The following is a 23,214-nucleotide window of genomic DNA, read 5'->3' as shown; positions in this document are numbered from 1 at the left end:
AGAATGAAGTTCAGTAACGGTTACTGGCGGATGCGCGACGGCGTACACCCGCTCTATCCGATGCAGGTACGCGACGTCGCGGTGGAGCCCACCGCGCTGACCGTGTACGCCCCCACGAAAAAGATCCTCGGCCGGGGCGACACCCTCAACCAGCCACTGATCACCGTACGGTGCAGTTCGCCGGCACCGCACGTGATCGCGGTCAAGGTGGCGCACCTGCTCGGCGAGCGTCCCCGCCGCCCCGAGTTCCGGCTCACCACCGACCCGGCGACCGAGGTGCGGATCGGCGACGACGCCGACCACGCCACCCTCACCTCCGGTGCGCTCACCGCCCGGTTCCACCGGGGCGACGACTGGCGCCTCGAATTCGTCGCCGGTGACCAGGTCCTGACCAGCAGCGGATACAGGAGCATGGCGGCGCTCGACACCGACGACGGCCCGTACGTCCGCGAGCAACTCCTGCTCGGCGTCGGCGAGACGGTGTACGGGCTCGGCGAGCGCTTCGGCCCGGTGGTGAAGAACGGGCAGACCGTCGACATCTGGCAGGAGGACGGCGGCACCAGCAGCGAGCACGCGTACAAGAACGTGCCGTTCTACCTGACCACCGCCGGGTACGGCGTCTTCGTCAACCACCCCGGCAACGTGTCGTTCGAGGTCGGCGCCGAGGCGGTGTCGAAGGTTTCGTTCAGCGTCGCCGGGCAGTCGATGGAGTACCTGGTCATCTACGGTCCCACTCCCCGGGAGATCCTGCGCAGGTACACCGCGCTCACCGGCCGTCCCGCGCTTCCGCCGGCCTGGTCGTTCGGCCTCTGGCTGAGCACCTCCTTCACCACCTCGTACGACGAGGAGACGGTGCACAGGTTCGTCGGCGCGATGGCCGACCGGGATCTGCCGCTGTCGGTCTTCCACTTCGACTGCTTCTGGATGCGCGAGTTCCACTGGTCCGACTTCGAGTGGGACCCGCAGGTCTTTCCGGACCCGGTCGGCATGCTCGGGCGGCTGCGCGAGCGCAACCTGCGGATCTGCGTCTGGATCAACCCGTACATCGCCCAGCGGTCGGCGCTCTTTGCCGAGGGCATGGCGCACGGCTACCTGGTCAGGACGGCGAACGGCGACGTCTGGCAGTGGGACCAGTGGCAGGCCGGGATGGCGCTGGTCGACTTCACCAACCCCGAAGCCCGGACCTGGTACGCCGAGAAGCTGCGCGGTCTGCTGGAGATGGGGGTGGACGCGTTCAAGACCGACTTCGGTGAGCGGATTCCGATCGACGTGGTCTGGCACGACGGCTCGGACCCGGAGCGGATGCACAACTACTACACCCAGATCTACAACCAGCTCGTCTTCGACCTGCTGCGGGAGCACCGGGGCGAGGGGGAGGCGGTGCTCTTCGCCCGTTCGGCGACCGCGGGTGGCCAGCAGTTTCCGGTGCACTGGGGTGGCGACAGCGAGTCCACCTTCGAGTCGATGGCCGAGACGCTGCGCGGCGGGCTCTCGCTGGCCATGTCCGGCTTCGGCTACTGGAGCCATGACATCGGCGGTTTCGAGGGGAAGCCCGATCCCGCCCTGTTCAAGCGTTGGGTGCCGTTCGGACTGCTCTCCACGCACAGCCGACTGCACGGCAGCCAGAGCTACCGGGTGCCGTGGGACTTCGACGAGGAGGCGGTTGACGTACTGCGGACCTTCACCCGGCTCAAGGCGCGGCTGATGCCGTACCTGTTCGGGCAGGCGCTGGTCGCGCACCGGGAGGGAATGCCGGTGCTCCGGCCGCTGGTGGCCGAGTTCCCGGACGACCCGGCGGTGCCGTACCTGGATCGGCAGTATCTGCTCGGCGACAGCCTGCTGGTGGCGCCGGTGTTCAACGCGGAGGGCACGGTGAGCTACTACGTGCCGGAGGGAACCTGGACGGACCTGATCACCGGTACGGAGTTCGCCGGTCCGCGCTGGGTGCGGGAGTCGGTCGGCTTCGATCGGGTGCCGGTGCTGGTCCGCCCCGGTACGGTGCTGCCGCTCGGTGCCGTGCGCGACCGCCCCGACTACCCGTATGCCGACGGGGTGACCCTGGCGGTCTACCAGCTTCGTGACGGCGTCGAGGTGACGGTGAGCGTGCCCGCCACCGACGGCACCGAGGCGGCGCGTTTCTCGGTCGTCCGTTCCGGGTCGACGCTCACCGCCACCCGGCTCTCCGGCGCGCCCGCCGTCTGGGCGGTCCGCCCGACCCCCACGGCCGAGATCCACTCCGTCCCCGCCGGCCAGAGCGCCTGGACCGGGCCCTGCTGACCCTCTCCTGTCGACCATGAAGTTGGCGCGGACGTCGGCTCGCGCAGTCCACGCCAACTTCATGATCAACCCTCGCGGTCAGTCCGGGGGCGGGAGCGCGTCGGAACGTGGCCGGGGGCCGGGCACCCGGCGCCAGTACTGGTGCTTCTTCCGCTCGTCGCGGATCACGTAACCGAGCTGACCCAGCTCCGTACGGATCCGCGACGCGTACCCGGCCTTGTCGTCCTTCAACGCCTTCTGGCGGGCGGCGAGCAGGACGTTCACCGCGTCCGGCAGGTCGCCGACCGGAGCCACCCAGAGCCGGTACTCGGCCCGGTGCGGATCCTCGGCGACCCACCGGAACCCGTGCGCCTCGAACGCCTCCCGCAGCGCCTCGGCGTCCAGATCCGACTTCTCCCGGGCCAGCTCCATGCCGGCCGGATCCAACAGCACCAACTGCTTGCCGTCGAGGAAGACCAGCGCGACGTCGGCCCCGTCGACGCTCCGTACGGTCCCGTCCCCCCGGGACAGGATGACCCGCTCGGGAGCGACGGTCACCGCCAACTGCTCGTGCACCGCCGTGACGGCGACGATCAGCCCGGCGACCAGGCCGATGGCGACCGCCCCGAGTGTCGCGGCCGGCTCGGGCAGGTCGTCCACGAACTTCGCCGGATACTTCACCGGCCCCCACGGCAGCTTCACCAACCAACCGGTGATCGCGTTCAGCCCACCGATGACGCCCGCGCCGAGCAACGGAAAGAGACCCCAGATCAGTGCCCGTACCCAGCCCGGCTCGGCCACCTTCCGTGCCTCCGCCGGCCCGGCCGGTCCGGGACCGGAGGCGGTCACTACGACACCTCGCGCCGAACGATCCGTACCATTCCGGCGGCGAGCGGTAGCAGCACCCAGACCAGCACCGAGACGGCGATCCGGCCCCACTGGCCGGCGGTCACCTCGGACGTGGTCAGCGGCATCATGGTGACGCTGAGGTCGAGCCACTCCGCGACCCGGCGCAGGCCACTGATCATTCCGCCCAGGAGCGACCAGACGATCGGCAGCAGCAGGTAGAGCACGATCGCCAGTGGGGTGTTCAGGAACAGCATGCCGAACGCCACCCCCATCACCACGTTGATGATCTGGAACAGCGCCGCGTACGCGATGATGACCGGCTCGAACGACCACGTGCCGGCCCCACCCGTCGCCGACGCGAGCGCGGTGCCGATCGCGGCGACCGCCAGGCTGGCCAGCACCGACGCGAGCGATGCGATCGTCGCCGCGGCGATCTTCGCGACCAGCACCCGGGACCGCTGCGGCACCAGGGCGAACGTCGTCATCGCGGTGCGTTGCGACCACTCGCCGGTGACCAGCAGGATGCCGAGCACCGGCAGCAGGATGCCGACCGGGAGCAGCGACGGGACGAAGAAGTTGACGAAGGTCTGGTCCTGGTCGGGCATGGCGAAGAGCTGCACGGTGACGATCGCCGCCGCAGCCAGGGCGATCACGATCAGCAGCCAGTAGCCGGCCCGGGTGTCGGTGAGCTTGCGCAGCTCGACCCCGGTGAGCCGGGCCAGCCCGGCACGCCGCAGCGCCGGATGCGACGCCGGCCCGGCCGGCGAGGTGGTCGAGTTGATGGTCGCGGTGGTCATTTGACGGCCTCCAGTACCGAGTCACCGGCGGTCAGAGTGAGGAAGATCTGTTCCAGGCCGTTGCTCTCGGCGGAACGCAGCTCGATCAGGACCGCCCCGGCGTCAGCCGCGACCCGACCGACCGCCACCGGCTCCGCCTGCACCAGCAGACTGCCGTCGGTGCTGGTGGTGGCGGTCAGCCCGGCCCGCTGCAACGCCGTACGCAGCGTCTGCGGGTCGAGCGCCCGGACCACCGTGCCGGTCCCGGCCAGCAACTCGTCCTTGCTGCCCTGGGCGACGACCCGGCCACCCCCGATCACGACCAGCCGGTCCGCCACCGCCTCCACCTCCCGCAGCAGGTGGGAGGAGAGCAGAACGGTGCCGCCCCGGTCCGCGAACTCGCGCAGCAGACCGCGCATCCAGAAGATCCCCTCCGGGTCCAGGCCGTTCGCCGGCTCGTCCAGGATCAACACCCGGGGCTCACCCAGCAGCGCCTGCGCCAGGCCGAGCCGCTGCCGCATGCCGAGGGAGTACTTCCCCACCCGCCGCTTCGCCGCGACCGCGTTCAGGCCGACTCGCTCCAGGGCCTCGCCGACCCGCCGCCGGTCGACCCCCATGGTCAGCGCGGCCAGGGTCAACGCCTCCTGGCCGGTACGCCCGGCGTGCTGGGCGGAGGCGTCCAGCAGGATGCCGATCTCCCGCCCCGGGTTCGGCAGGTCCTGGTACCGAACCCCATTGATCGTCGCGGTGCCGGCGGAGGGCGGGGTCAGCCCGCAGATCATCCGCATGGTGGTGGACTTACCGGCGCCGTTCGGCCCGAGGAATCCGGTCACCGTGCCCGGTTCGCACTGGAACGTGACATCGTTGACGGCCGGATGGGCGCCGTACCGTTTGCTCAGATGGTTGACCGCAATCATGCAACCAGCTTGACCGTCGGCTGCCACCCGCCGCTGCGGCCGTCGGTCGGCTCCCCGCGACCTTGGTCTACGGTCCGGCTTCGACTTTGGTCGCTGTCCGAGGCCGGTGACAGTTCGTAACATAGGGCCGTGACCGGTATCGCGGCTTCGGAGAACGCCTGGCTGCTGCCGTCCGCCCTGACCGCCGAGCGGGACCGGGCCGGACGCCAGCCGCGCCGGACCACCCGCGACTGGATCGTCGACTCGCTGATCTTCCTGATCGCCCTCGGGTTCGCGGTCATGGTCTCCTGGGATCTGCACCAGCGCGATCAACCGACCCCGTGGGGCGGCACCATCCCGGAGTGGCTGCTCACCCTCGACGGCTGGTTCAGCGCGCTGCTCTGCGCCGTGCTCTGGGTACGCCGCCGCTGGCCGGTCCAACTCGCCGTCGCCGCACTGCCGTTGAGCCTGATCTCCGCCCCGTCCGCGATGGTCGTCCTGATCCTGCTCTTCACCGTGGTGGTGCACCGGCCGCTCCGGGTGGCCGGACCGGTGGTCGTCCTGCACCTCCTGGCCGCGCTCGTCTTCTGCTGGATGCGTCCCGACCCGACCGTCAGCCTCCGTGCCACCGTCGCGCTGGCCGTGACCATCACCGCCTCGGTGGTGCTCTGGGGCATGGTGGTCCGGGCCCGGCGCCAACTGGTCGTCTCGTTGCGGGACCGGGCGTACCGGGCCGAAGCCGAGCAGCAGTTGCGCGTCGCCCAGGCCCGGCACCTGGAACGAACCCGGATCGCCCGGGAGATGCACGACGTGCTCGCCCACCGGATCTCACTGCTCAGCCTGCATGCCGGGGCGCTGGAGTTCCGCCCGGACGCGCCGCCGGACGAGGTGGCCCGTGCCGCCGGGGTGATCCGGGACAACGCCCACCAGGCGCTCCAGGACCTGCGCGAGGTGATCGGTGTGCTCCGGGAGGAGGGCGCCGGCGAGGGACCGGAGCGTCCCCAGCCGACCCTGGCCGACCTCGCCATGCTCGCCGAGGAGTCCCGGGTAGCCGGGATGCGGGTCAGCGTACGGGAGCAGGTCGACCACGCGGAGGCGGTGCCGGCCGGAATCGGGCGCAGCGCGTACCGGATCGTGCAGGAAGGGCTGACCAACGCCCGCAAGCACGCGGTCGGCGCCGCGGTCACGGTGACCGTGGCCGGTGGTCCCGGCACCGGGCTGAGCGTCGAGGTCTGCAACCGCTGGCCGGTCGGGCAGCCGCCCGCGCAGCGGATCCCCGGCACCGGCACCGGACTGGTCGGGCTCGCCGAGCGGACCAGCCTGGCCGGCGGGCGGCTGGAGCACGGCCGTACCGAGTCCGGCGACTTTCGGCTGGCAGCCTGGCTGCCGTGGTCGGCGTGAGCGACGGCTCGGCCGCGAGCCCACCCATCCGGGTGCTGCTGGTCGACGACGACGCGCTGGTCCGGGCCGGCCTGTCGATGATCCTCGGCGGCGTGCCGGACCTGCGGGTGGTGGGGGAGGTGGCCGACGGTGCGGAGGTCGCCGCCGCGGTCGCCGCGTACATCCCGGACGTGGTGTTGATGGACATCCGGATGCCCCGGGTCGACGGGCTGGCCGCGACCGAGGCGCTGCGGGCGGCACCCGACCCGCCGGAGGTGCTGGTGCTGACCACCTTCGACGCGGACGAGCACGTGCTTCGGGCGCTGCGGGCGGGTGCGAGCGGCTTCCTGCTCAAGGACACCCCGCCGGCCGAGATCGTGCGCGCGGTCCGTCGGGTCGCGGCCGGGGAGGCCACCCTGTCGCCCGCGGTCACCCGTCGGCTGATCGCGTACGCGACCGGGCCCACCACGGGACCTCGGGTCGGCGCGCTGCCGGCGACAGGTGGGTCCGGTGGTGTCGCCCCACGGCGGGACCGCGCGCTCCGGCAGCTCGCCGGGCTCAGCGAGCGGGAGCGGGAGGTAGCCCTGGCGCTCGGTCGCGGCTGCTCGAACGCGGAGATCTCGGCCGAGCTCTTCATGAGCGTGGCGACGGTCAAGGCGTACGTCTCCCGGTTGCTGGCCAAGCTGGAGCTGAACAATCGGGTACAGGTGGCGCTGCTGGTCCACGACGCCGAACTGGTCTGACCCGCGTTCGTCGGTCAACTCCGGGGCGCGGGGACGGTGACCGGGTCACCCGGGCGGAGCCGGGGCGGCTCCAGCGTTGCCGCCACCTCACCCGCGAGCTGGTCCACGGTCAGCCACACCGTCGGGTCGGACCAGTAACCGGAGTGCCGGCCCGGCACGGGCTCCGGCTGACCGTAGATGTGCCAACTCGTCCTTGGATCCGGCAACTCCACGTCGACCGGCTGCGCCGCCGCCCCTGGACCGGGTGCGAGGACCGCACCACCGATGTAGTCGGTCAGGTAGTAGAAATTGCGCCACTCGTACACTCCCGCCGTACGGTCTGTTCCCGCCGTACCCGCTGACGGCGCTAGCTGGCGCAGCACCCGGTCGTCGAAGTACGCCGGGAAGGCCCAGCCGTAGAGGGTGCGCAGCGGCGACCCGAAGGTCACCAGCGCCACCGTGTCGTCGGCGGGGCGGCTCTGCGCCTGGAGCAGGGCGGCGGCGGCGATGACCGTGCCCTGGCTGTGTGCGGCGAGCACCACCCGGCCGCCCCGGTCGTGGATCCGCCACAGCCGCCGCTGGACCTCCGGCACGGCCCGCTCCGCGTACGACGGTGGGGCGAGCGGGTGGTACGCGCGCGGCCAGAACGTCATCACGTCCCAGACGACGCCGATCCGTCGACGGCTCTCCAGGTTGCGCCACCCCCGACGCAGCAGCGCGATAACCGCGAGCGGGATGCCGGCAGCCAGGTAACTGCCAAGGGTGAACGCCCACTGGGTGCCCCAGGGCAGCTTGCCGTAGACCCAGTAACGCATCTGGATCGCGACCAGCACCACCAGGCCGAGCGCGGCCATCGTGGTGAGCAGCTTGTCCAGGTCGTGCGCCATCCGGGCGACCCGACGGGCCCGTGCCACCCGCGCACCCCAACGCCGGCCCGCCGCCGACGCATCTCGTGTGTCGGGAGTGGACGGCCCGGCCGCGTTGTACTGCCAGCGCTGTTCCTCGGTCGGCTCGTCCAGGTTGCTCAGGTACCAGGCGCGGATCCGGTCGACGGTGGCCCGATCGTTCCCCGACCGCCAGTAGGCGACCAGTTCGTAGAGGACGAAGAGCAGCACCAGGGCCAGTGGCACCAGGGTCAGGTAGTGCAGCAGCTTGCCGACGATCGGGTAGAGGTACACCTCGGACCCGGTCACCGCCGCGTCGGGCAGCCTGCTCCGGGCCGACACCTCGGCCACCAGGTCGGCGAAGCGGGACATCGCGCCGAGCAGCACCACGTTGAGCGCGAACACGCCGAGCACCAGCGCGACGAAGGGGCCGAAGATGACGAACGTACCGCGCCGCCAGCCCCCGCACAGGCACGCCACCAGCACCAGGAGCAGGCTCACGAAGACGCCGCCGAGGGTCAGGTCGGCGACCACCGGGATGCCCGGCAGGTAGCCGAACGGTTGGGCGTACCCGGGTTGGATCGCGGCGAACCAGCCGGCGCCGACCAGGGTGAGCGCGCCCAGCGCGAGCACCGCCGCCGCGCTACCCGGCGGACAGGCGTCGAGGGCGGTGAGTACGAGTACGGCGAGCATCGTTCCCGCGCAGACCAGCAGCACGACCCAGTGCAGCCACCCGGCGGTGACCACCGTCGCGGCCTGTGACGAAGTGGCGTGCACGGTGTGGGCGAGGGTGAGCGCGACGAACCCGAGCCCGGCGCCAAGGTGCAGGTAGCCAAGGTCGAGGGTGCTGCGCCGGCCGGCCCAGAAGGTCGCGTCGGTCAGACCGGTCGCCGGCTGGGCGGCGCTGCGCGCGGACTCCCGTGGCGGCAGCCGCGACGGTGGGCTGACCGCCTCGTAGCGGCCGATCGAACGCAGGGTGAGGATTGCGAGCAGGGCGACCAGCGCGAGCGGGACGAGCGCGCCGAGCAGCAGTCGGCGGGCCGGAAAGTCGGCCAGCAGCGGGTCCCGCAGCGGGCGCAGCAGCCAGCTCTCCCGGGCGCAGCCGGCCCGGCCACCGCACTGGTACGCCAGCAGTTCCAGGGCGGTGATCGCGGTGATGAGCAGCAGGTTGAGGGTGAGGAAGAGGGCGGCCCAGCGGGCTGCCGTGCGGTGCAGTCGGAATCGCCAGGGCGATGCGTGGGTGCGGGGCATGCACATCCAGCCGGCCACGTTCGCCAGCGCGAACGGGAAGAGCAGCAGCCAGAGCACCCGAGAGCCGGCGCGTGAGGTCAGCCCACCCCACGAGTACGCCTCGACGTGCCGTCCGGCGACGTCGGCGCTGCGGTAGAAGCCGGCGATCCGGTCGCCGGCGACCTGTAGTGGCGCGTCGTCGCCGAGCAGGTCCTGCGGGCTGGTCCCGCCCACCCCGTGCAGCCGTAGTTCGGTGACCCCGGTCAGGTCCGGTACGGGTGGGACCAGACCGGAGGGGCGGGGGACCGGGTCGGTGTCGAATCGGACCAGCGGCATGGGCAACATCTCCGAAGATCGGCTCCGCCACCTCGTTTGCGCAGCTCAGCGCTGGTGTAAGGGGTGGTCGGTGCTCTCTCACGGTGCGCCCGTGACGGCGCGGCGCGCAGTCGGATATCAGACATAAGTCGGCAGATAGTGCGATCTGGCCCTGAACCGGTGCGTCGCCGCCGCTGCCCTGTCGGCGACCCGACGCAACCGCCGTACGGCCCCGGGTGTGTAACGGGTGCGGCCGGGAACCGGCCCTGAGAGAGGAGGAACGATGCCTGGCACACGCAACGGCGGCCGGTGGGGTGTGACGGTGCTGGCGGCAACCCTGGGCGCCACGGTCACCCTGCTCGGAACCGGATGCTCGGAGACGCGCGGCAACGCGGCGGACGCGCCCACCGGCAACCCCACGGCCGGCGCCACCGCGTCGGTCAGCCCCACTCCGGCGGCCACCCCCGACGACCCGGCGGCCAGCACACCGCGCGCCACCCCGAGTCGTACCGCGAGTCGACCGTCGGTGACCGCCGCGCCGTCGAACGCGCCCGCCGAGTACGACCCGGCCCGGAACCCGACCGACCTCGCCGCCCTCACCGACGGACTCGTCCTCGGACGGCCGGTCAACGGCGTCCGCCACGGCGAACTGGTGGTGACTATCCGGAACAACGGCTCGTTCCCGGTCGAGCGGTTGATCTTCACGGTCGAGTTGCCGGAGAGTTTCTCCGCCGACGGCGGCGACTGGACCGGGTGCGACAAACTCCGGTCCCGCCAGGGCGGTTACCCGGCCGGGTCAAAATGCGACAAGGGGCGGTTGGGTGCCGGTGACACCAGGGTCTACCGCCTCGGCGTACAGACACCGGCGGCCGAGGACGGCAACGACAGCCTGATCTCCCGCTGGCTGGTCGACGTCTGGTCCGCCGGCGCGCACGACGAGATGCACCGCGACTCCGTACCCGAGAACAACCGGCGCATCTTCCGGGTCACCCGTTCCTGACCCGCCGTTCCCTTCCACGGTCCAGAGCCGGTCGCCGCGCTCACCACACCGACGACGGCCTGGACCGGGAACGGGAAGACGGTTGAGCGGGTGATTAGCGGTCGAGGACGCGGGCGGCAAGGTCGCCTCGGTCGAACGAGACGAAGACGTCGCCGAGTCGGGCCATCAGATACCGCCGCTCGTCCTCATCGAGCCCACTGAGGAAGTCGTGCACCACCCCGGCGATCGCCGGTATCTCTGGCGAGCCCGACGAGGTGAGTCGCGCCGCCACCCGCTCGAACTGGTCACCCAACAACGGATCCAGCGAACCCGGGTGGTGTTTGAACCAGTAGGTACGCGCCGTCGCCGGGTCGGAAAGCACCTGCTCCCGCAGATAGCGCAGGTGCGCCTGTTCCAGTTGCTGTTCCAACTGCTGGACCACCAGATTCCGGCGCAACTGTTCCGCCAGCGTCGCCACCTGCCGCACCTCCGGCTGCACGGTTACCGATACCGCGCAACCGGCCAGTCTGATCTTGGACTGGGTCAGGTTCATCAGCGGCAGCCGGTAGCTCAGCTCCGCCTCGACCAGCGTCAGCGCGGTCACCTCGGCGGATGCCGTCATGCCGCGTGCGGCGTGGAGGAGGCAGTAGCGCAGCGCGGCCTCGCCCTGTGCCGCTGTTCCACCGAGCAGGTACCAGTCAGCGGTGATCGCGACGTCAAAGGCGACCCCCGCCATGCGGCTCGGCAGCTGATCGGTGAACTCGCTTCGTCGGAGTATCGGTGGCGGTGCTGGTGGCAGGGGCGCCGGCGGTGGGCCGAGCAGATTGTGGAGGAACTCAAATAGCCCCATCGGTACTCCATTTCTGCGGCTGAGGGTGACGGGCCAGGGAGACATCGACCCGGTACAACTCCTTGAGCAGGTGTTCCCGAAGCGCGGCGTGCTCCGGACGCTCGTGGTCCGTGGCTGGTGGTTGCCAGCCGTGCAACAGGCCACGGATCCGGGCAACCCGGCGCCCCGCCGCCGGGCCGCCCGCCACCCCGTGCGCCAACAGCCGTGTGACGAGTTCGGTCCGGGAAGCGTCGCCGGCCGCCGCGTCGCACCAACGACGAAGCAACACCGCGATCCCGCTAGGGATGTCGGCGCCGACCACGGCCGCGCGGCCAATCGCCGTACCAAGCGCCTCTAGGAGTTCCGGCGACTCGTGATCGACCGTGGCGAGTACCCGGTCCACCCGGTCGTCGGGAATCCGGCCGATCGGGTCGGGCACTGGGGCCACGAGTTGGTCGGGGACGCCCACGACCGGCGGCTGGCCGAGGAGTTCGAGGGCACGACCCGCCAGGGCAACCCGAGGGCCGGGCGGGTCAGCCAACCAGCGGGCCAGGCGGAGCAGGACGGCGGTACGCAACACCGGCCGGCCCCAGATCGACGACAACGCGGTCAACACCGCCTCGTCCACCTCGGACTGCCCCCACCGGGCCAGCTGACCGAGTCGGACTAGCGCCTGTTCGACGTAAAAGTCCGCGAATCCTCCGCCACAAACTCGTGCCACCGTGGCCAGCACCGACGGATGGTTCTGGGCCACCGACCAGCGGTACAGCCGTCGCCGAATCGCCGACCCGATCTCCGGGCTGAGTGCGGCCAGTTCGAGGATTTCCACCAGGGGGAGCCGCAGTTCCGGTCGCCGGGCCCAGACCGGCGTTACCATGGCCAGGATCTCCGGGGAGCGACGTCGCAGGGCGGTCTGGAGCACCAGCTCGGCAATGCCGATGGCGACCGTACGGTCGACGCGGCTGCCGTCGAGCGGCAGCCGAGCCACCCAGCGCCAGAGTTCCCGTTCGAGCTGCTCGGTGCGGTCGGTGATAACGAAGTCCAGCACCGCGTCGCCGTACCGGGGACGCCGGAACCGGACCCGACCTGCCGGGTCGAGTTCGGCGCCGACCTCGTCCAGGAGGGTCCGGACACCGGCCTCGGCCAGGCCGAGCGGCTGATTATCGCCGAGCCGGTTCCCCAACTGCTCGGCCGCCTGCAGCACCCGCCCTGGGGTCGACCCGGTCAGGACCGCCGCCGCGATCAGAAAGAGCCTCGGCCGTGGTGCCGGATGCTGGCCGAACCAGGCGTGCAGTTCCGCCTCCCAGTTATGGAAGGCCGAGACCAGGGCCTCCAGGAGATCCTTCGCCGCCGGTTGATCCGGACCGTGCAACTCATCCAGGCACGGGCGGACGAACGTGCCGACGATGTCGCTTGCCAGTCGGGCCAGCCGTACCGCCTCGGCTGGGGTGGCCGTCGCCAACAGACCCGCCACCGTGGGGGTTCCGGGCAGCCACGCGAGGTTGAGATGGGGGAGAAGCCGGCGCAGCTGGGAGTCGAGCACGTTCGGCGCAGGCGGTATACCGACCTGGAGCACCAGCCCGTCCGAGGCAGGGGTGAGCTGACTCCAGACCTCCTCGATCGCGATCACAACGACGTAGGAGCCCCGTGTGGCCAGTGCCTGAACGTAGGCCGCGAGGTCGCGGGCGAAACCGGTGTGGACCTGCTCGGCCCGTTCCGGCAACTCCAACAGGTACGCGACCTCCGGGTGCATCGGGAGCGCGGTGATGCCCAACTGTTCGTCGCGGGCTGGGTCGAACGCCCTGATCTCGCGGAGCGTACGTCCGGTGCCATTCAGCAGACGCAGCGCGGCTGTACGCCGTCCGGTACCAGCTTCCCCGACGAGCACCACTCCGCTGTCGCGCAGTAACAGCCTGGTCGCGTCCGCGCTGATCAACCGCTCACCGTCGGCCTGCCGGTAGCCAGGTTCGACGAAGGTGCCGAGCAGGTCGTGTACGTGCTGCTCGGTGAGTTCGTGGTAGTCACGTACCCGGTCGAAATGTTGGTGCAGGCCGCCGTAAACCACCCCGGCTACCTGACCGGAGCTGTAGCCGACGGCGAATGTGACCGGCGCTGCGTCCGTCCCCTCCGCCTCGGCGGACTCGCCCTCCAACAGCTCGTATTCGTCGGGATGGTCTTTGTCGGGACCGGTGTCGGGGGATCGGGGGCCAGGTACGGACGGCACCGTTCGGCTGGCGGTCGAGACCGGCATCGGTGAGGCGTCGGTGGGCGGCGCGGGTGGTGCCGAAAGGAGGTCGACTGGCTCCCCGGTCGATGCCGCCGAGAACTCGTCGACCGTCCAGGTCATGCGTCGCCTCCTTGGTGCGACTGGTGCATGCCGCCGCTGACCGTGCCAGCGACCTGTCCCGTGTTGTGCCCGACGTAGGGACCGCCGGTGCCCCCCTGAGACTGCCGCCGGTCGACGCCGGAGTGGTCACCGGAGTCCGGGAGATCGTCGTTCCACCCTTTCCGCGCTCTGGCGGTGTTGCCCGACCAGTTCTGCGTCGACGGTGGAGACAATCGGGGGAGCACCAACAGGCTCCCGGAGGGCTCCGGTACGTAGATCCACGCACGTTGGCTGAACTGCTTTCCGGGCACAGTGGCAGCAACCTCGACGAACTGGTCGGGATGCCGCCCGGTGAAACCTGCCGCCACCACGTCCTGGAACACTCTGTCGGAGAGGACCGCGGCCATGTACGTCACCTCCGCGCTGCCGGCGGCAAGCATGAGGCGTACCGGCTCGGAGTCCAGGAGCCGGTGAGCTTCATTGCGTGCGGTCCCGTTGCCGCCCAGGTGTCGCCGGTCCTCGTCGAGTGCGACCGGGCCGACGTGCAGGGCCACCCGGAGTCGGATGAGCGGGGTACCCCGTCGAGACCCGTTGTTGTACTCGGCCAGCACCTCCTGCAGCGTGGCGAGGAAGGGATGGACGAGCGCGGGCAGCAAGCGGGTTGGTACGCCGATTGCGAAGCCGTCACCGGTCCCGGCGAAGAACGGCGGCAGGGTCCATGCCTCGCCGAACCCCGACCGCTGGGCTGCCTCCTCGGCCAGTCGCGGTATGAGGTCACTGACCTGCTGGTGGGTGCTACCGGGCTCGCCGGTGAAACCCTTTGCGTCCACCGCGAGGATTCCCATGTAGGGCGGCAGTTCCCGGGTGGTGGTGAATGGCGTGGGGATATCGGTCACGGTGGCTCCTGCCGTCGTCGAAGGTGACGACAGAGCATCCTGCCGACCGGCGGTGCCCGGATCTGCCCAGCAGTGGGCAGTCGGCGAATTCGGTCAGGAAAACTTGTACGCGATTTCGGCCAGGCGCGCGAGATCGGTCAGGTACATCCGACGGTGTTCCGTGCGGAGCATTCCCGCTTTACGGAGCAACGTCAGCTCGGCCACCACCGCATTTCGGGACGCACCGATGAGCTGTCCCAGGGCGTCCTGTGGCAGGCCCAGGTCGAGCACCGCCCGGTTTCCGCCGTCGGCCTCCCGGTGCGCCAGCCGCAGCAGCGTCCGGGCCAGCCGTTGCCGGACCGGCAGCAGTGCGATCTCGACCCGCTGTTCATCCGACTCGCGCACCCGCGCGCTGTGGTACTTGTGCAGCGCGCGGTCGAGTCCGCGAACGGTGATCAGAGCGTTGAACTGTTCGGCGCTCAGCAGCCGCGCCTCGACCCTACGCAACACCGCCACACCCGCGGATCGGGGAGTCCCGTTCAATGCGGCCATCTCCCCGATCAGGTCGCCGCCGAGCCGGATGCCGATCAGGCTCTGGTGACCGTTCATTTCGGTCCGGAAGACCTTGACCGACCCGGAGAGGAGGACGAGAACCTCGCGTTCGGTCGCCTCCTGGAGGAAGAGCACCCGGCCGGCGGGGAGCCGTCTGAGCTGGCCGGCAGTGGCGAGCGCTGCCCAGTCCGCAGGCGTGACGAAATCGACGAAGCTCGGCTGGGCAGGAGAGGTGACCGGCATCTGCCCACCGTACTGATGTATCGATGTCTTTGGGGTGCCCGTGACGCGCCAGTTGGCGCGTGCCCGGTCCGGCACCTGCGGATACTGACAGGAACGCCGGTATGACATTGATGTCGGAGTGATGTTCCGGGTCAGTGCACAAACCGCGTACGAGCTGCCGGGAGCGGTTGGCGCCCCGGTCAGGGCATGCGCTCGTAGGCCGGCAGGGTGAGGAAGTCGACGAACTCGTCCGCCACCGCCACCTCCAGGAAGAGCGAGCGGGCGGCGTCGTACCGCGCCGGGTCGCCGTCGAGCTTCGCCGTCTCCTCGTACGCGATCCGTTCGACCAGTTCCCGGGTGACCAGGACGCCACTGCCACTGCCACCGTCGAGGGTGACGTCGTTGTGCAGCCACTGCCACACCTGCGACCGGGAGATCTCCGCGGTGGCGGCGTCCTCCATCAGGTTGTTGATCGCCACCGCCCCGGTGCCGGCCAACCAACTGGCCAGGTACTGGATTCCGACGCTGATGTTCGCGCGCAGTCCCGCCTCGGTACGGGTGCCAGGCGTGCTCCGTACGTCCAGCAGTTGCGCGGCGGTGACGGTGACCTCCGCGCGGACCTGGTCCAGTTGGTGCGGCCGTTCGCCGAGTTGGGCGTCGAAGACCTCACGGCAGATCGGGACGAGGTCCGGGTGGGCCACCCAGGAACCGTCGAATCCGTCGCCCGCCTCGCGCGTCTTGTCCTCCCGCACCTTCGCCAACGCGGTCTCGTTCACCCGGGGGTCGCGGCGGCTGGGGATGAACGCGGCCATCCCGCCGATCGCGTGGGCCCCGCGCTTGTGACAGGTGCGGACCAGCAGCTCGGTGTAGGCCCGGATGAACGGGGCGGTCATCGTGACCGCGTTCCGGTCCGGCAGCAGGAAGTCCGTACCCCGGGTCCGGAACTTCTTCACCACGCTGAACATGTAGTCCCACCGGCCGGCGTTCAGCCCGGCGGAGTGCTCACGCAGCTCGTGGAGGATCTCCTCCATCTCGAACGCGGCCGGAAAGGTCTCGATCAGCACGGTCGCCCGGATGGTGCCGCGCGGGATGCCGAGTCGCTCCTGCGCGAAGAGGAAGACGTCGTTCCAGAGCCGCGCCTCCAGGTGGCTCTCCAGTTTTGGCAGGTAGAAGTAGGGGCCCGAGCCGTGGTCGAGTTGGCGGCGGGCACAGTGGAAGAAATAGAGTCCGAAGTCGACCAGCGCACCGGCCAGCCGCTCCCCGTCGACCAGGAGGTGCTTCTCGGTCAGGTGCCAGCCCCTTGGCCGTACCACGATGGTGGCGAGGTCACCGTCGTCGAGCGTGTAGCGCTTGCCGGCCGGCGAGGTGAAGACGAGGGTACGGTCGATCGCGTCCCGCAGGTTGAGTTGGCCTTCGACGACGTTTTCCCAGGCCGGGGTGTTCGCGTCCTCAAGGTCGGCGAGCCAGACCCGGGCACCGGAGTTGAGCGCGTTGATCGTCATCTTCGCGTCTGTCGGCCCGGTGATCTCGACCCGCCGGTCGACCAGTCCGGGTGCGGGTTCGGCGACCCGCCACTCGCCGTCGCGGACCGGTGCCGTCTCGGGCAGGAAGTCGAAGAGTTCACCCCGGGCCAGGGCGGCCTCGCGCTCGACCCGCCGGGCCAGTAGCTCCCGCCGTCGCGACTCGAAGGCGTGGTGCAGTTCGGCGAGGAAGCCGAGTGCCTCCGGGGTGAGGATCTCCTCGTACCGGTCGTGCCGTGCCCCGGTGACCTCGACTCCGGCGAGCGGGCTCATCGGCGCTCCTCTCCACACCCCGGGCCACTGCCCGAGTCGATCAACAACCGCGTTTCCCGACTCTAGTGGCTCGCGGGACGACGGCTGCCGGCTCACTCCGGTGCAGCCGCCGGCTCAGTCCAGTGGGATCGCGACGACCGGGCCGCTCTCCTTCACGTCACCCACGGCGATGGTGGCGACCGCCCTGTCCCCGAGCAGGCGCCCGTCGACCAGCACCAGTCGTACGCAGGCCGGGTCGCCGGTACGTTCCGGGAGCTTTCCGGTCAGCTCGCGGGCGCGTTCGGTGCTCGCCTCGTCGAGGGTGAAACCAGCCGCGTCCCAGGTGCCCTCGGCGGTGAAGAACGGCTTGCTGTCGTTGTCGAGGTCACCGTTGAGCACCACGCTCCGGTCGTCGCCGGTCAGTGCGCTTGATGCCTCGTTCAGACCCCACACCTGGTAGGAGCCGGAGCCGGAGTCCGGTGCGCCGGCCACCCCGACCCCGGTGCAACCGGTCAGTGCGAGCAGTGCGCACAGCAACAGGAGGGAAACTGTCCGCCGTGGGTGTCCGTACGTCATCCCGACCGCCCTGTCGTGGACCGCGACGGCGACCGGGGCGCCATCGACCGGGCGCCAGTGTATCGATCGCGGTCTCCGCGTTCCAGCGGGACGGGAACAGGTCGGGGTGCCGGCATCGGCGCTGCCCTCGGCTGGGCCGCCGGTGTGGTCAGCGGCGGTTCCGGCGTCTCAGGCGACGCTGGGCGGTTCCCCCGGGGCGCCCGGGGCAGGGCTGGGGCCGGGGGCCGGGGTGCGCCAGTCGGGACCGAGGACGAACGGCAGGGCCAGGGCGGCGAGGATGCCGCCGATCAGCGGCGCCACGATGAAGACCCAGAGCTGGGACAGGGCGGCGCCGCCCTCGAACAGGGCCGGTCCGAACGACCGCGCCGGGTTCACGGAGGTGCCGTCCAGTGCCACGCCGACCAGGTGGCAGGCGGCGATGGCGAGGCCGACGGCGACGCCGGCGATCGCCCGCTGCTCGAATCTGCTGGTCACCGTGAGGACGACCAGGACCAGCAGGAAGGTGAGCACGATTTCCAGCAGGAAGGTGCCGCCGAGGTTGATGTTCGCGCCGTACCCGTTGGTGCCGAGGGCACCGCTCTGGTCGACCACGTCACCACCCTCGACCAGGATCCAGAGCAGGAGCGCGCCGATCACCGAGCCGACCAGTTGGGAGATCCAGTAGCCGATCGCCCCGGCCAGCGAGATCCGGCCGGTGAGCAGGGCGCCGAGCGTCACGGCCGGGTTGACGTGACAGCCCGAGATAGCGACCAGCATGTAGGTCAGGACGAGCAGGGTGAAGCCGAAGGCGAGCGCCACCACGACCACGCCGCCCTCGACCCGGGCGGCGATGACGCTACCGACGCCGAAGAAGACCAACAGCATGGTGCCGAGGAACTCCGCGCCGTAGCGTTTGGTGTTGTCCATGCCGTCAGGATAAGAACCTTTTGGCTATTCTGGGGGATTTCCTCTGATCTTCGGGGCATGTCGGAGGGTGTGAGCGGATCGACGCGGGGATCCGGTACGAAACCCGGTACGGCAGCGGTTGCACCCGTCGTGAACGGCCATGACGTCGATGTGGTGGTGATCGGTGCCGGTCAGGCCGGCCTCTCCGCCGGCTACTTCCTGCACCGGGACGGGTTCGCGCCGGAGTCCGGTTACGTGATCCTGGACGGCGACGACGGCCCGGGCGGCGCTTGGCGGCACCGTTGGCGGACGCTGCGGTTGGACGGTGTGCACGGCATTCACGACCTGCCCGGGATGGCGCTGGGGTCGGCCGACCCGGCACGGCCGGCGGCCGAGGTGGTGGCCGACTACTTCCAGGCGTACGAGCAGGAGTTCGGGTTGCCGGTCCACCGCCCCGTACGGGTCGACGCGGTCCGGGACCGGTCGGACGGGCGGCTCGACGTGGTCAGCGCGGCGGGAACCTGGACCACTCGGGCGCTGGTCAACGCGACCGGCACCTGGACCCGTCCGTTCTGGCCCTACTACCCGGGGCAGGAGTCGTTCCGGGGCCGGCAGGTGCACACCGCCGACTATCGCGGTCCGGAGGAGTTCGCCGGCGCGCACGTGGTCGTGGTCGGGGGCGGCACCTCGGCGGTGCAACTGCTCGGCGAGATCTCCGAGGTCGCCGAGACCACCTGGGTCACCCGCCGGCCGCCGGACTTCCGGGTCGGCGAGTTCACCCCGCAGGAGCACGGCCGCGCCGCGGTGGCGAAGGTCGACGAGCGGGTACGGGCCGGACTCCCGCCGGCGAGCGTGGTCGGCGTGACCGGGCTGGTGGACACGCCTCGTACCCGTGAGCTGCGGGAACGTGGCGTGTTGCGACGGCTGCCGATGTTCGACCGGATCACGCCGGACGGCGTGGGCTGGGCGGACGGGCGGTTCGTCCGTGCCGACGTGATCCTCTGGTGCACCGGGTTCCGGGCGGCGCTGGACCACCTTGCCCCGCTGCGACTTCGGGCCCCGGGTGGCGGGATCACCATGGACGGCACGCGGGTGGTCGCCGACGAGCGGATCCAACTGGTCGGTTACGGCCCGTCGGCAAGCACCATCGGCGCGAACCGGGCCGGGCGTGCGGCCGTACGCGAGGTCAGGCGGTTTCTGCGCCCGACCTCTGCCCGCTGACGATCTCGGGCACTGCGGCGTTGTCCCCTCTGGCCAGCGGAGATGTCAGTAGATGCTCCACAGTGGAGTTACGCGAATCGGGGCACATTCCGAAGAATGTTCGGGTACGTCACCTTCTGTCGTTGATTGTACAGGTGTACGACCTGGTCACTCGCGGTAGTCGCACTTAGCCTTAAGGGGGTAAATGGCATTGATCAGGGGGAATTGAGATAGATATCCCTGATCATTACATTCGTGCCGTTTGCTCCCATCTCTGCGGGCACCGTCCACCCGCCATCACAAGGAGCGCCGCCATGTCTGAGTCCGCCGCCAGCAAGAGCAAGTCAACCGCCCAGCCGCCGGCCATCGCGACAGAATCCGTCGGCACCGAGTCCGTACCCGCGACCAGCGCCGGCCTGGCACCCACCGCCCAGGTCCTCTTCGCCGTGGTCAACAGCAACGGCTCCATCGTCCGGGGCTTCGGGGTCAGCTCCGCCGCCCGTCTGGCCACCGGGATGTACCAGGTCGTCTTCAACCACGACCTCACCGGCTCCGCTTTCGTCGGCACCATCGGGCTGCCCGGCAGCGACGGCACCTCCCCCTCCGGCGAGATCGCCGTGGTCGGACGGACCGGTGTCGCCAACGGCGTCTTCGTCCAGACCTTCAACTCCGCCGGTGCGTACGCGGACCGCGGGTTCCACCTCGGAGTGCTCTCCTGACACCCCCCACTGGTGGTCTCCGGGTTGAGCCTCAGCCCGGGGGCCACCGGTGTCAGGAAGGGCGGAAGCGGCAGCCGTGGCGCACCGGGATCGAGACACGAGCGCGCGGCGCCGCCCGACCCGAGTCGAGCGTCGCCGCGCTCTGGCCGTCTCCCACCATCGCAGCCCTTCGGCGGTACGCCAGCGGGGACCTGGCTCGACCGACGGTGGAAACCTTGCGCGTCGGTCAGTTAGTGAGGTTCCCGCCCTCGCGGGTGGCAAACCTCACTACCGGCATCGAAAGTCGATGTGTCGCGACCGGTGCCGCCACCGGTACAAGAGTGATGTGACGGATGGCGTCATCCGGCGCCGTTCGGGTAGAAAACCGGTCATGGAGCATTTCACTATCGCGACCGTCGCGCAGCGGAGCCCGGACTTCCGTCGGGTGCTGTGGACCGGCGAGCACACCCAACTCGTCATCATGACCATCCCCGCCGGAGGTGAGATCGGCGAGGAGGTCCACGAGGACACCGACCAGATCCTCACCTTCGTGAGCGGGACCGGCGAGGCCCGGGTGGCGGGCGAGACCAAGGCGGTGGCCCAGGGAGACCTGGTGGTGGTCCCGGCCGGAACGAGGCACAACTTCGTGAACACCGGGCCGAACCCGCTTGTGCTCTACACCGTCTACGGACCGCCCGAGCACGCCGACCAGGCGGTGCACCGGACCAAGGAGGAGGCGGACGCGGCCGAGGAGGCCGGCCAGGACCAGCCGCCGGCCTGACAGCGGGGCGTCCCGGTGCCGGCTCTAGGCCGCGACCACGTCCAGCGGCCGGTCGAAGTGCCGGTGCCGGGCGACCGCCTCGACGAACGCGCTGACGAACCCGTCGACCGCCGGACCGGCCGGGGACTGGACCACCACCCCGGCCGCGTCGCCCACCCCGTCGCGATTCGGCACCGGGGCGGTCAGGCCGGCCTGGCTGAACACGGCCAGCCCATCCCCGAGTACGCCGATCGGCTTGCCGTGCTTGTACGCCTCGGCGACGAAGTGCACCGCGTACCCGTCGCCGGTCAGCGCCACTGCGGCCTCCTCGCCGGCCGGCAGCACCACCGCGTCGTAGAGCACCGAGGCAACGGTGGTCAGCGCCCGGGTGACCGGCAGACCGCCCCCGTCGGCGGTGCTGACCTCCCCGTCGACCGGGGCGAGCAACTCCACGATCGCGCCACCGGCGGTGAGGGCGTCCTGGAGCACGCCCACGCTCTCCCGGTCCACGCCGTCGGTGACCAGGAACGCGATCTTCCGGCCGAGGATCGTCGCCTGGCCGGTGGTGGCCTGGCTGAGCGCGGCGGAACGACGGCCGTGGTTCTCCACCCCGCCCTCCGGGGCCGGTACGCCGATCCCGGCCGCGACCATGGTGGCCAGGTCGTGGTCGATCCGGTTGAGGTGCCCGACCACCCGCGTGCGAATCCTGGGCTCGGTCACCTTGCCCAACTCGAACCGGTACGCCGCGACAATGTGCTGCCGCTCCCAGTCGGACATGCTGTTCCAGAAGAGGGTGGCCTGGCTGTAGTGGTCGGCGAAGGTGGTGCTGCGCCGCCGCTCCTTCGGTCCGTCGACCACCTCCGGATAGCTGACGAAGGGTCGCGCGTCCGGGCCGGCCGGCAACGGGCCGTCGCCGCCGATCGAGTGCGGGTGGTAGTTCGCCGGTCCGCGTCGGATCGTCTGCTGGTGGAAACCGTCCTGCTGGTGGTTGGCGACCGGCGCCACCGGTTGGTTGATCGGGAGCTGGGCGAAGTTGGGGCCGCCCAGCCGGGTGAGCTGGGTGTCGAGGTAGGAGAAGAGCCGCGCCTGCAACAGCGGATCGTTGGTGAAGTCGATGCCCGGCACCACGTTGCCGACGCAGAAGGCCACCTGTTCGGTCTCGGCGAAGAAGTTCTCCGGGTTGCGGTCCAGGACCATCCGCCCGACCGGGGTCACCGGCACCACCTCCTCCGGGATGATCTTTGTCGGGTCGAGCAGGTCGATGTCGTCGAAGTCGTACTCCCGCTCCTCCGGGACGAACTGCATGCCGAGTTCGTACTCGGGGAAGTGGCCGGCCTCGATCGCCTCCCACAGGTCGCGGCGGTTGAAGTCCGGGTCCTTGCCGGCGATCTTCTGGGCCTCGTCCCAGACCAGGGAGTGGGTGCCGAGCACCGGCGTCCAGTGGAACTTCACGAAGGTGGACCTGCCGGCCGCGTCGACCAGGCGGAAGGTGTGTACGCCGAACCCCTGCATGGTGCGGAAACTGCGGGGCAGCGCCCGATCGGACATGAGCCAGATGACGTGGTGCATCGTCTCCGGTTGCAGCGAGACGAAGTCCCAGAAGGTGTCGTGCGCCGAGGCGGCCTGCGGCATCTCGTGCTGCGGCTCGGGCTTGAGCGCGTGCACCAGGTCCGGGAACTTGATCCCGTCCTGGATGAAGAAGACCGGCATGTTGTTGCCGACCAGGTCGAAGTTCCCCTGCTCGGTGTAGAACTTCGTGGCGAAGCCGCGTACGTCGCGCGGGGTGTCGGCCGAGCCGCGCGAACCCTGCACGGTCGAGAACCGGACGAAGACCGGCGTACGCACCGACGGGTCGTGCAGGAACGTCGCGGCGGTCCGGTCGGCCAGCGACTCGTACACCTGGAAATAGCCGTGCGCTCCGGAACCCCGCGCGTGGACGACCCGTTCGGGGATTCGTTCGTGGTCGAACCGCATGATCTTTTCGCGCAGGTGGAAGTCTTCCAGCAGGCTTGGCCCACGGGCGCCGGCGCGCAGTGAGTTGTCCGTGTCCGGGACCCGGATGCCCTGGTCGGTGGTGAGGTGCCGGCCGTCCAACGGGTCGACCTGGTACGTCGCCAGTTGCCGCTGCTTCGCGGTCGGCTCCGACTGCGGTCCGGTCATCGCGGATCCTCCCGGGCGAGCGGTTACTTGATCCGCCCCAATCGGGACGGATCAAGCGCTTACCGCAATTCT

Annotated in this window: 19 protein-coding genes; 7 read left to right on the top strand and 12 right to left on the bottom strand. The window is 70.2% G+C overall.

Annotated elements, in window-relative coordinates:
* The first annotated feature begins 3 nt into the window (after positions 1-3).
* Positions 4-2,277, top strand: coding sequence for an alpha-xylosidase (gene yicI, locus ACIBF5_RS07300; protein WP_396809026.1), 2,274 nt, complete (start codon positions 4-6; stop codon positions 2,275-2,277).
* Positions 2,278-2,355: 78 nt separating this feature from the next.
* On the opposite strand, the gene ACIBF5_RS07295 is transcribed toward yicI, so the two are convergent.
* From ACIBF5_RS07295 to ACIBF5_RS07285, 3 genes are read right to left on the bottom strand one after another with little or no spacing between them, the layout of a single operon-like run.
* Positions 2,356-3,105 (bottom strand): hypothetical protein, encoded by a 750-nt coding sequence (locus ACIBF5_RS07295; protein WP_396809024.1) that lies wholly within the window; start codon positions 3,103-3,105, stop codon positions 2,356-2,358.
* Positions 3,105-3,902, bottom strand: coding sequence for an ABC transporter permease (locus tag ACIBF5_RS07290; RefSeq protein ID WP_396809023.1), 798 nt, complete (start codon positions 3,900-3,902; stop codon positions 3,105-3,107). Before ACIBF5_RS07290 ends, ACIBF5_RS07295 begins: the two co-directional genes overlap by 1 nt.
* Entirely contained in the window at positions 3,899-4,798 is a 900-nt protein-coding gene (locus ACIBF5_RS07285; RefSeq protein WP_396809021.1) for an ABC transporter ATP-binding protein, read from the bottom strand. The genes ACIBF5_RS07290 and ACIBF5_RS07285 overlap by 4 nt, the downstream gene beginning before the upstream one ends.
* A gap of 129 nt (positions 4,799-4,927) precedes the next feature.
* Here ACIBF5_RS07285 and ACIBF5_RS07280 point away from each other — a divergent pair, with 129 nt between their 5' ends.
* Both ACIBF5_RS07280 and ACIBF5_RS07275 read left to right on the top strand, forming a co-directional pair.
* The gene (locus ACIBF5_RS07280; RefSeq protein ID WP_396809019.1) at positions 4,928-6,178 is read left to right on the top strand and encodes a sensor histidine kinase; all 1,251 of its coding nucleotides are present in this window, start codon (positions 4,928-4,930) and stop codon (positions 6,176-6,178) included.
* The gene (locus ACIBF5_RS07275) at positions 6,157-6,900 is read left to right on the top strand and encodes a response regulator (RefSeq protein ID WP_396809410.1); all 744 of its coding nucleotides are present in this window, start codon (positions 6,157-6,159) and stop codon (positions 6,898-6,900) included. The genes ACIBF5_RS07280 and ACIBF5_RS07275 overlap by 22 nt, the downstream gene beginning before the upstream one ends.
* 14 nt (positions 6,901-6,914) lie before the next feature.
* Here the strand turns inward: ACIBF5_RS07275 and ACIBF5_RS07270 are convergent, their stop codons facing one another.
* The gene (locus ACIBF5_RS07270; protein WP_396809017.1) at positions 6,915-9,329 is read right to left on the bottom strand and encodes a hypothetical protein; all 2,415 of its coding nucleotides are present in this window, start codon (positions 9,327-9,329) and stop codon (positions 6,915-6,917) included.
* Positions 9,330-9,591: 262 nt separating this feature from the next.
* Between ACIBF5_RS07270 and ACIBF5_RS07265 the strand changes: the two genes are divergently transcribed.
* Positions 9,592-10,308: a hypothetical protein gene (locus tag ACIBF5_RS07265; protein WP_396809015.1), complete on the top strand. Its 717-nt coding sequence runs from the start codon at positions 9,592-9,594 to the stop codon at positions 10,306-10,308.
* Between the two features lie 94 nt (positions 10,309-10,402).
* Here ACIBF5_RS07265 and ACIBF5_RS07260 read toward each other — a convergent pair whose 3' ends face one another.
* The 7 genes from ACIBF5_RS07260 to ACIBF5_RS07230 form a co-directional block, all read right to left on the bottom strand.
* Positions 10,403-11,137: a hypothetical protein gene (locus ACIBF5_RS07260; protein ID WP_396809013.1), complete on the bottom strand. Its 735-nt coding sequence runs from the start codon at positions 11,135-11,137 to the stop codon at positions 10,403-10,405.
* Positions 11,124-13,463 carry a hypothetical protein gene (locus tag ACIBF5_RS07255; RefSeq protein WP_396809011.1) on the bottom strand — a complete coding sequence of 780 codons (2,340 nt, stop codon included), beginning with the start codon at positions 13,461-13,463 and terminating at the stop codon, positions 11,124-11,126. Before ACIBF5_RS07255 ends, ACIBF5_RS07260 begins: the two co-directional genes overlap by 14 nt.
* The gene (locus ACIBF5_RS07250; protein ID WP_396809009.1) at positions 13,460-14,338 is read right to left on the bottom strand and encodes a hypothetical protein; all 879 of its coding nucleotides are present in this window, start codon (positions 14,336-14,338) and stop codon (positions 13,460-13,462) included. The genes ACIBF5_RS07255 and ACIBF5_RS07250 overlap by 4 nt, the downstream gene beginning before the upstream one ends.
* A gap of 93 nt (positions 14,339-14,431) precedes the next feature.
* Entirely contained in the window at positions 14,432-15,112 is a 681-nt protein-coding gene (locus tag ACIBF5_RS07245; RefSeq protein ID WP_396809007.1) for a Crp/Fnr family transcriptional regulator, read from the bottom strand.
* Positions 15,113-15,291: 179 nt separating this feature from the next.
* A complete protein-coding gene (aceB, locus tag ACIBF5_RS07240) occupies positions 15,292-16,884 on the bottom strand; it encodes a malate synthase A (RefSeq protein ID WP_396809005.1) in 1,593 nt (530 codons plus the stop codon).
* Positions 16,885-16,998: 114 nt separating this feature from the next.
* Positions 16,999-17,439: a hypothetical protein gene (locus tag ACIBF5_RS07235; protein ID WP_396809003.1), complete on the bottom strand. Its 441-nt coding sequence runs from the start codon at positions 17,437-17,439 to the stop codon at positions 16,999-17,001.
* A 168-nt stretch (positions 17,440-17,607) separates the two neighbouring features.
* The gene (locus ACIBF5_RS07230) at positions 17,608-18,345 is read right to left on the bottom strand and encodes an MIP/aquaporin family protein (protein WP_396809002.1); all 738 of its coding nucleotides are present in this window, start codon (positions 18,343-18,345) and stop codon (positions 17,608-17,610) included.
* A 129-nt stretch (positions 18,346-18,474) separates the two neighbouring features.
* Here ACIBF5_RS07230 and ACIBF5_RS07225 point away from each other — a divergent pair, with 129 nt between their 5' ends.
* From ACIBF5_RS07225 to ACIBF5_RS07215, 3 genes are all read left to right on the top strand, one after another.
* On the top strand, positions 18,475-19,545 hold the full coding sequence (locus ACIBF5_RS07225; RefSeq protein ID WP_396809000.1) for an NAD(P)-binding domain-containing protein: 1,071 nt from the start codon (positions 18,475-18,477) through the stop codon (positions 19,543-19,545).
* Positions 19,546-19,838: 293 nt separating this feature from the next.
* Positions 19,839-20,243, top strand: coding sequence for a hypothetical protein (locus ACIBF5_RS07220; RefSeq protein WP_396808998.1), 405 nt, complete (start codon positions 19,839-19,841; stop codon positions 20,241-20,243).
* A 370-nt stretch (positions 20,244-20,613) separates the two neighbouring features.
* The gene (locus ACIBF5_RS07215) at positions 20,614-21,003 is read left to right on the top strand and encodes a cupin domain-containing protein (RefSeq protein WP_396808996.1); all 390 of its coding nucleotides are present in this window, start codon (positions 20,614-20,616) and stop codon (positions 21,001-21,003) included.
* Positions 21,004-21,027: 24 nt separating this feature from the next.
* On the opposite strand, the gene ACIBF5_RS07210 is transcribed toward ACIBF5_RS07215, so the two are convergent.
* The gene (locus tag ACIBF5_RS07210; RefSeq protein ID WP_396808994.1) at positions 21,028-23,142 is read right to left on the bottom strand and encodes a catalase; all 2,115 of its coding nucleotides are present in this window, start codon (positions 23,140-23,142) and stop codon (positions 21,028-21,030) included.
* Between the last annotated feature and the right edge of the window lie 72 nt (positions 23,143-23,214).

The sequence above is a fragment of the Micromonospora sp. NPDC050417 genome, from assembly GCF_044458865.1.
Taxonomy (GTDB): domain Bacteria; phylum Actinomycetota; class Actinomycetes; order Mycobacteriales; family Micromonosporaceae; genus Micromonospora_G.
The sequence above is the reverse complement of the archived record's forward strand: the minus strand, read 5'-3'. Positions and strand labels throughout refer to the sequence as shown.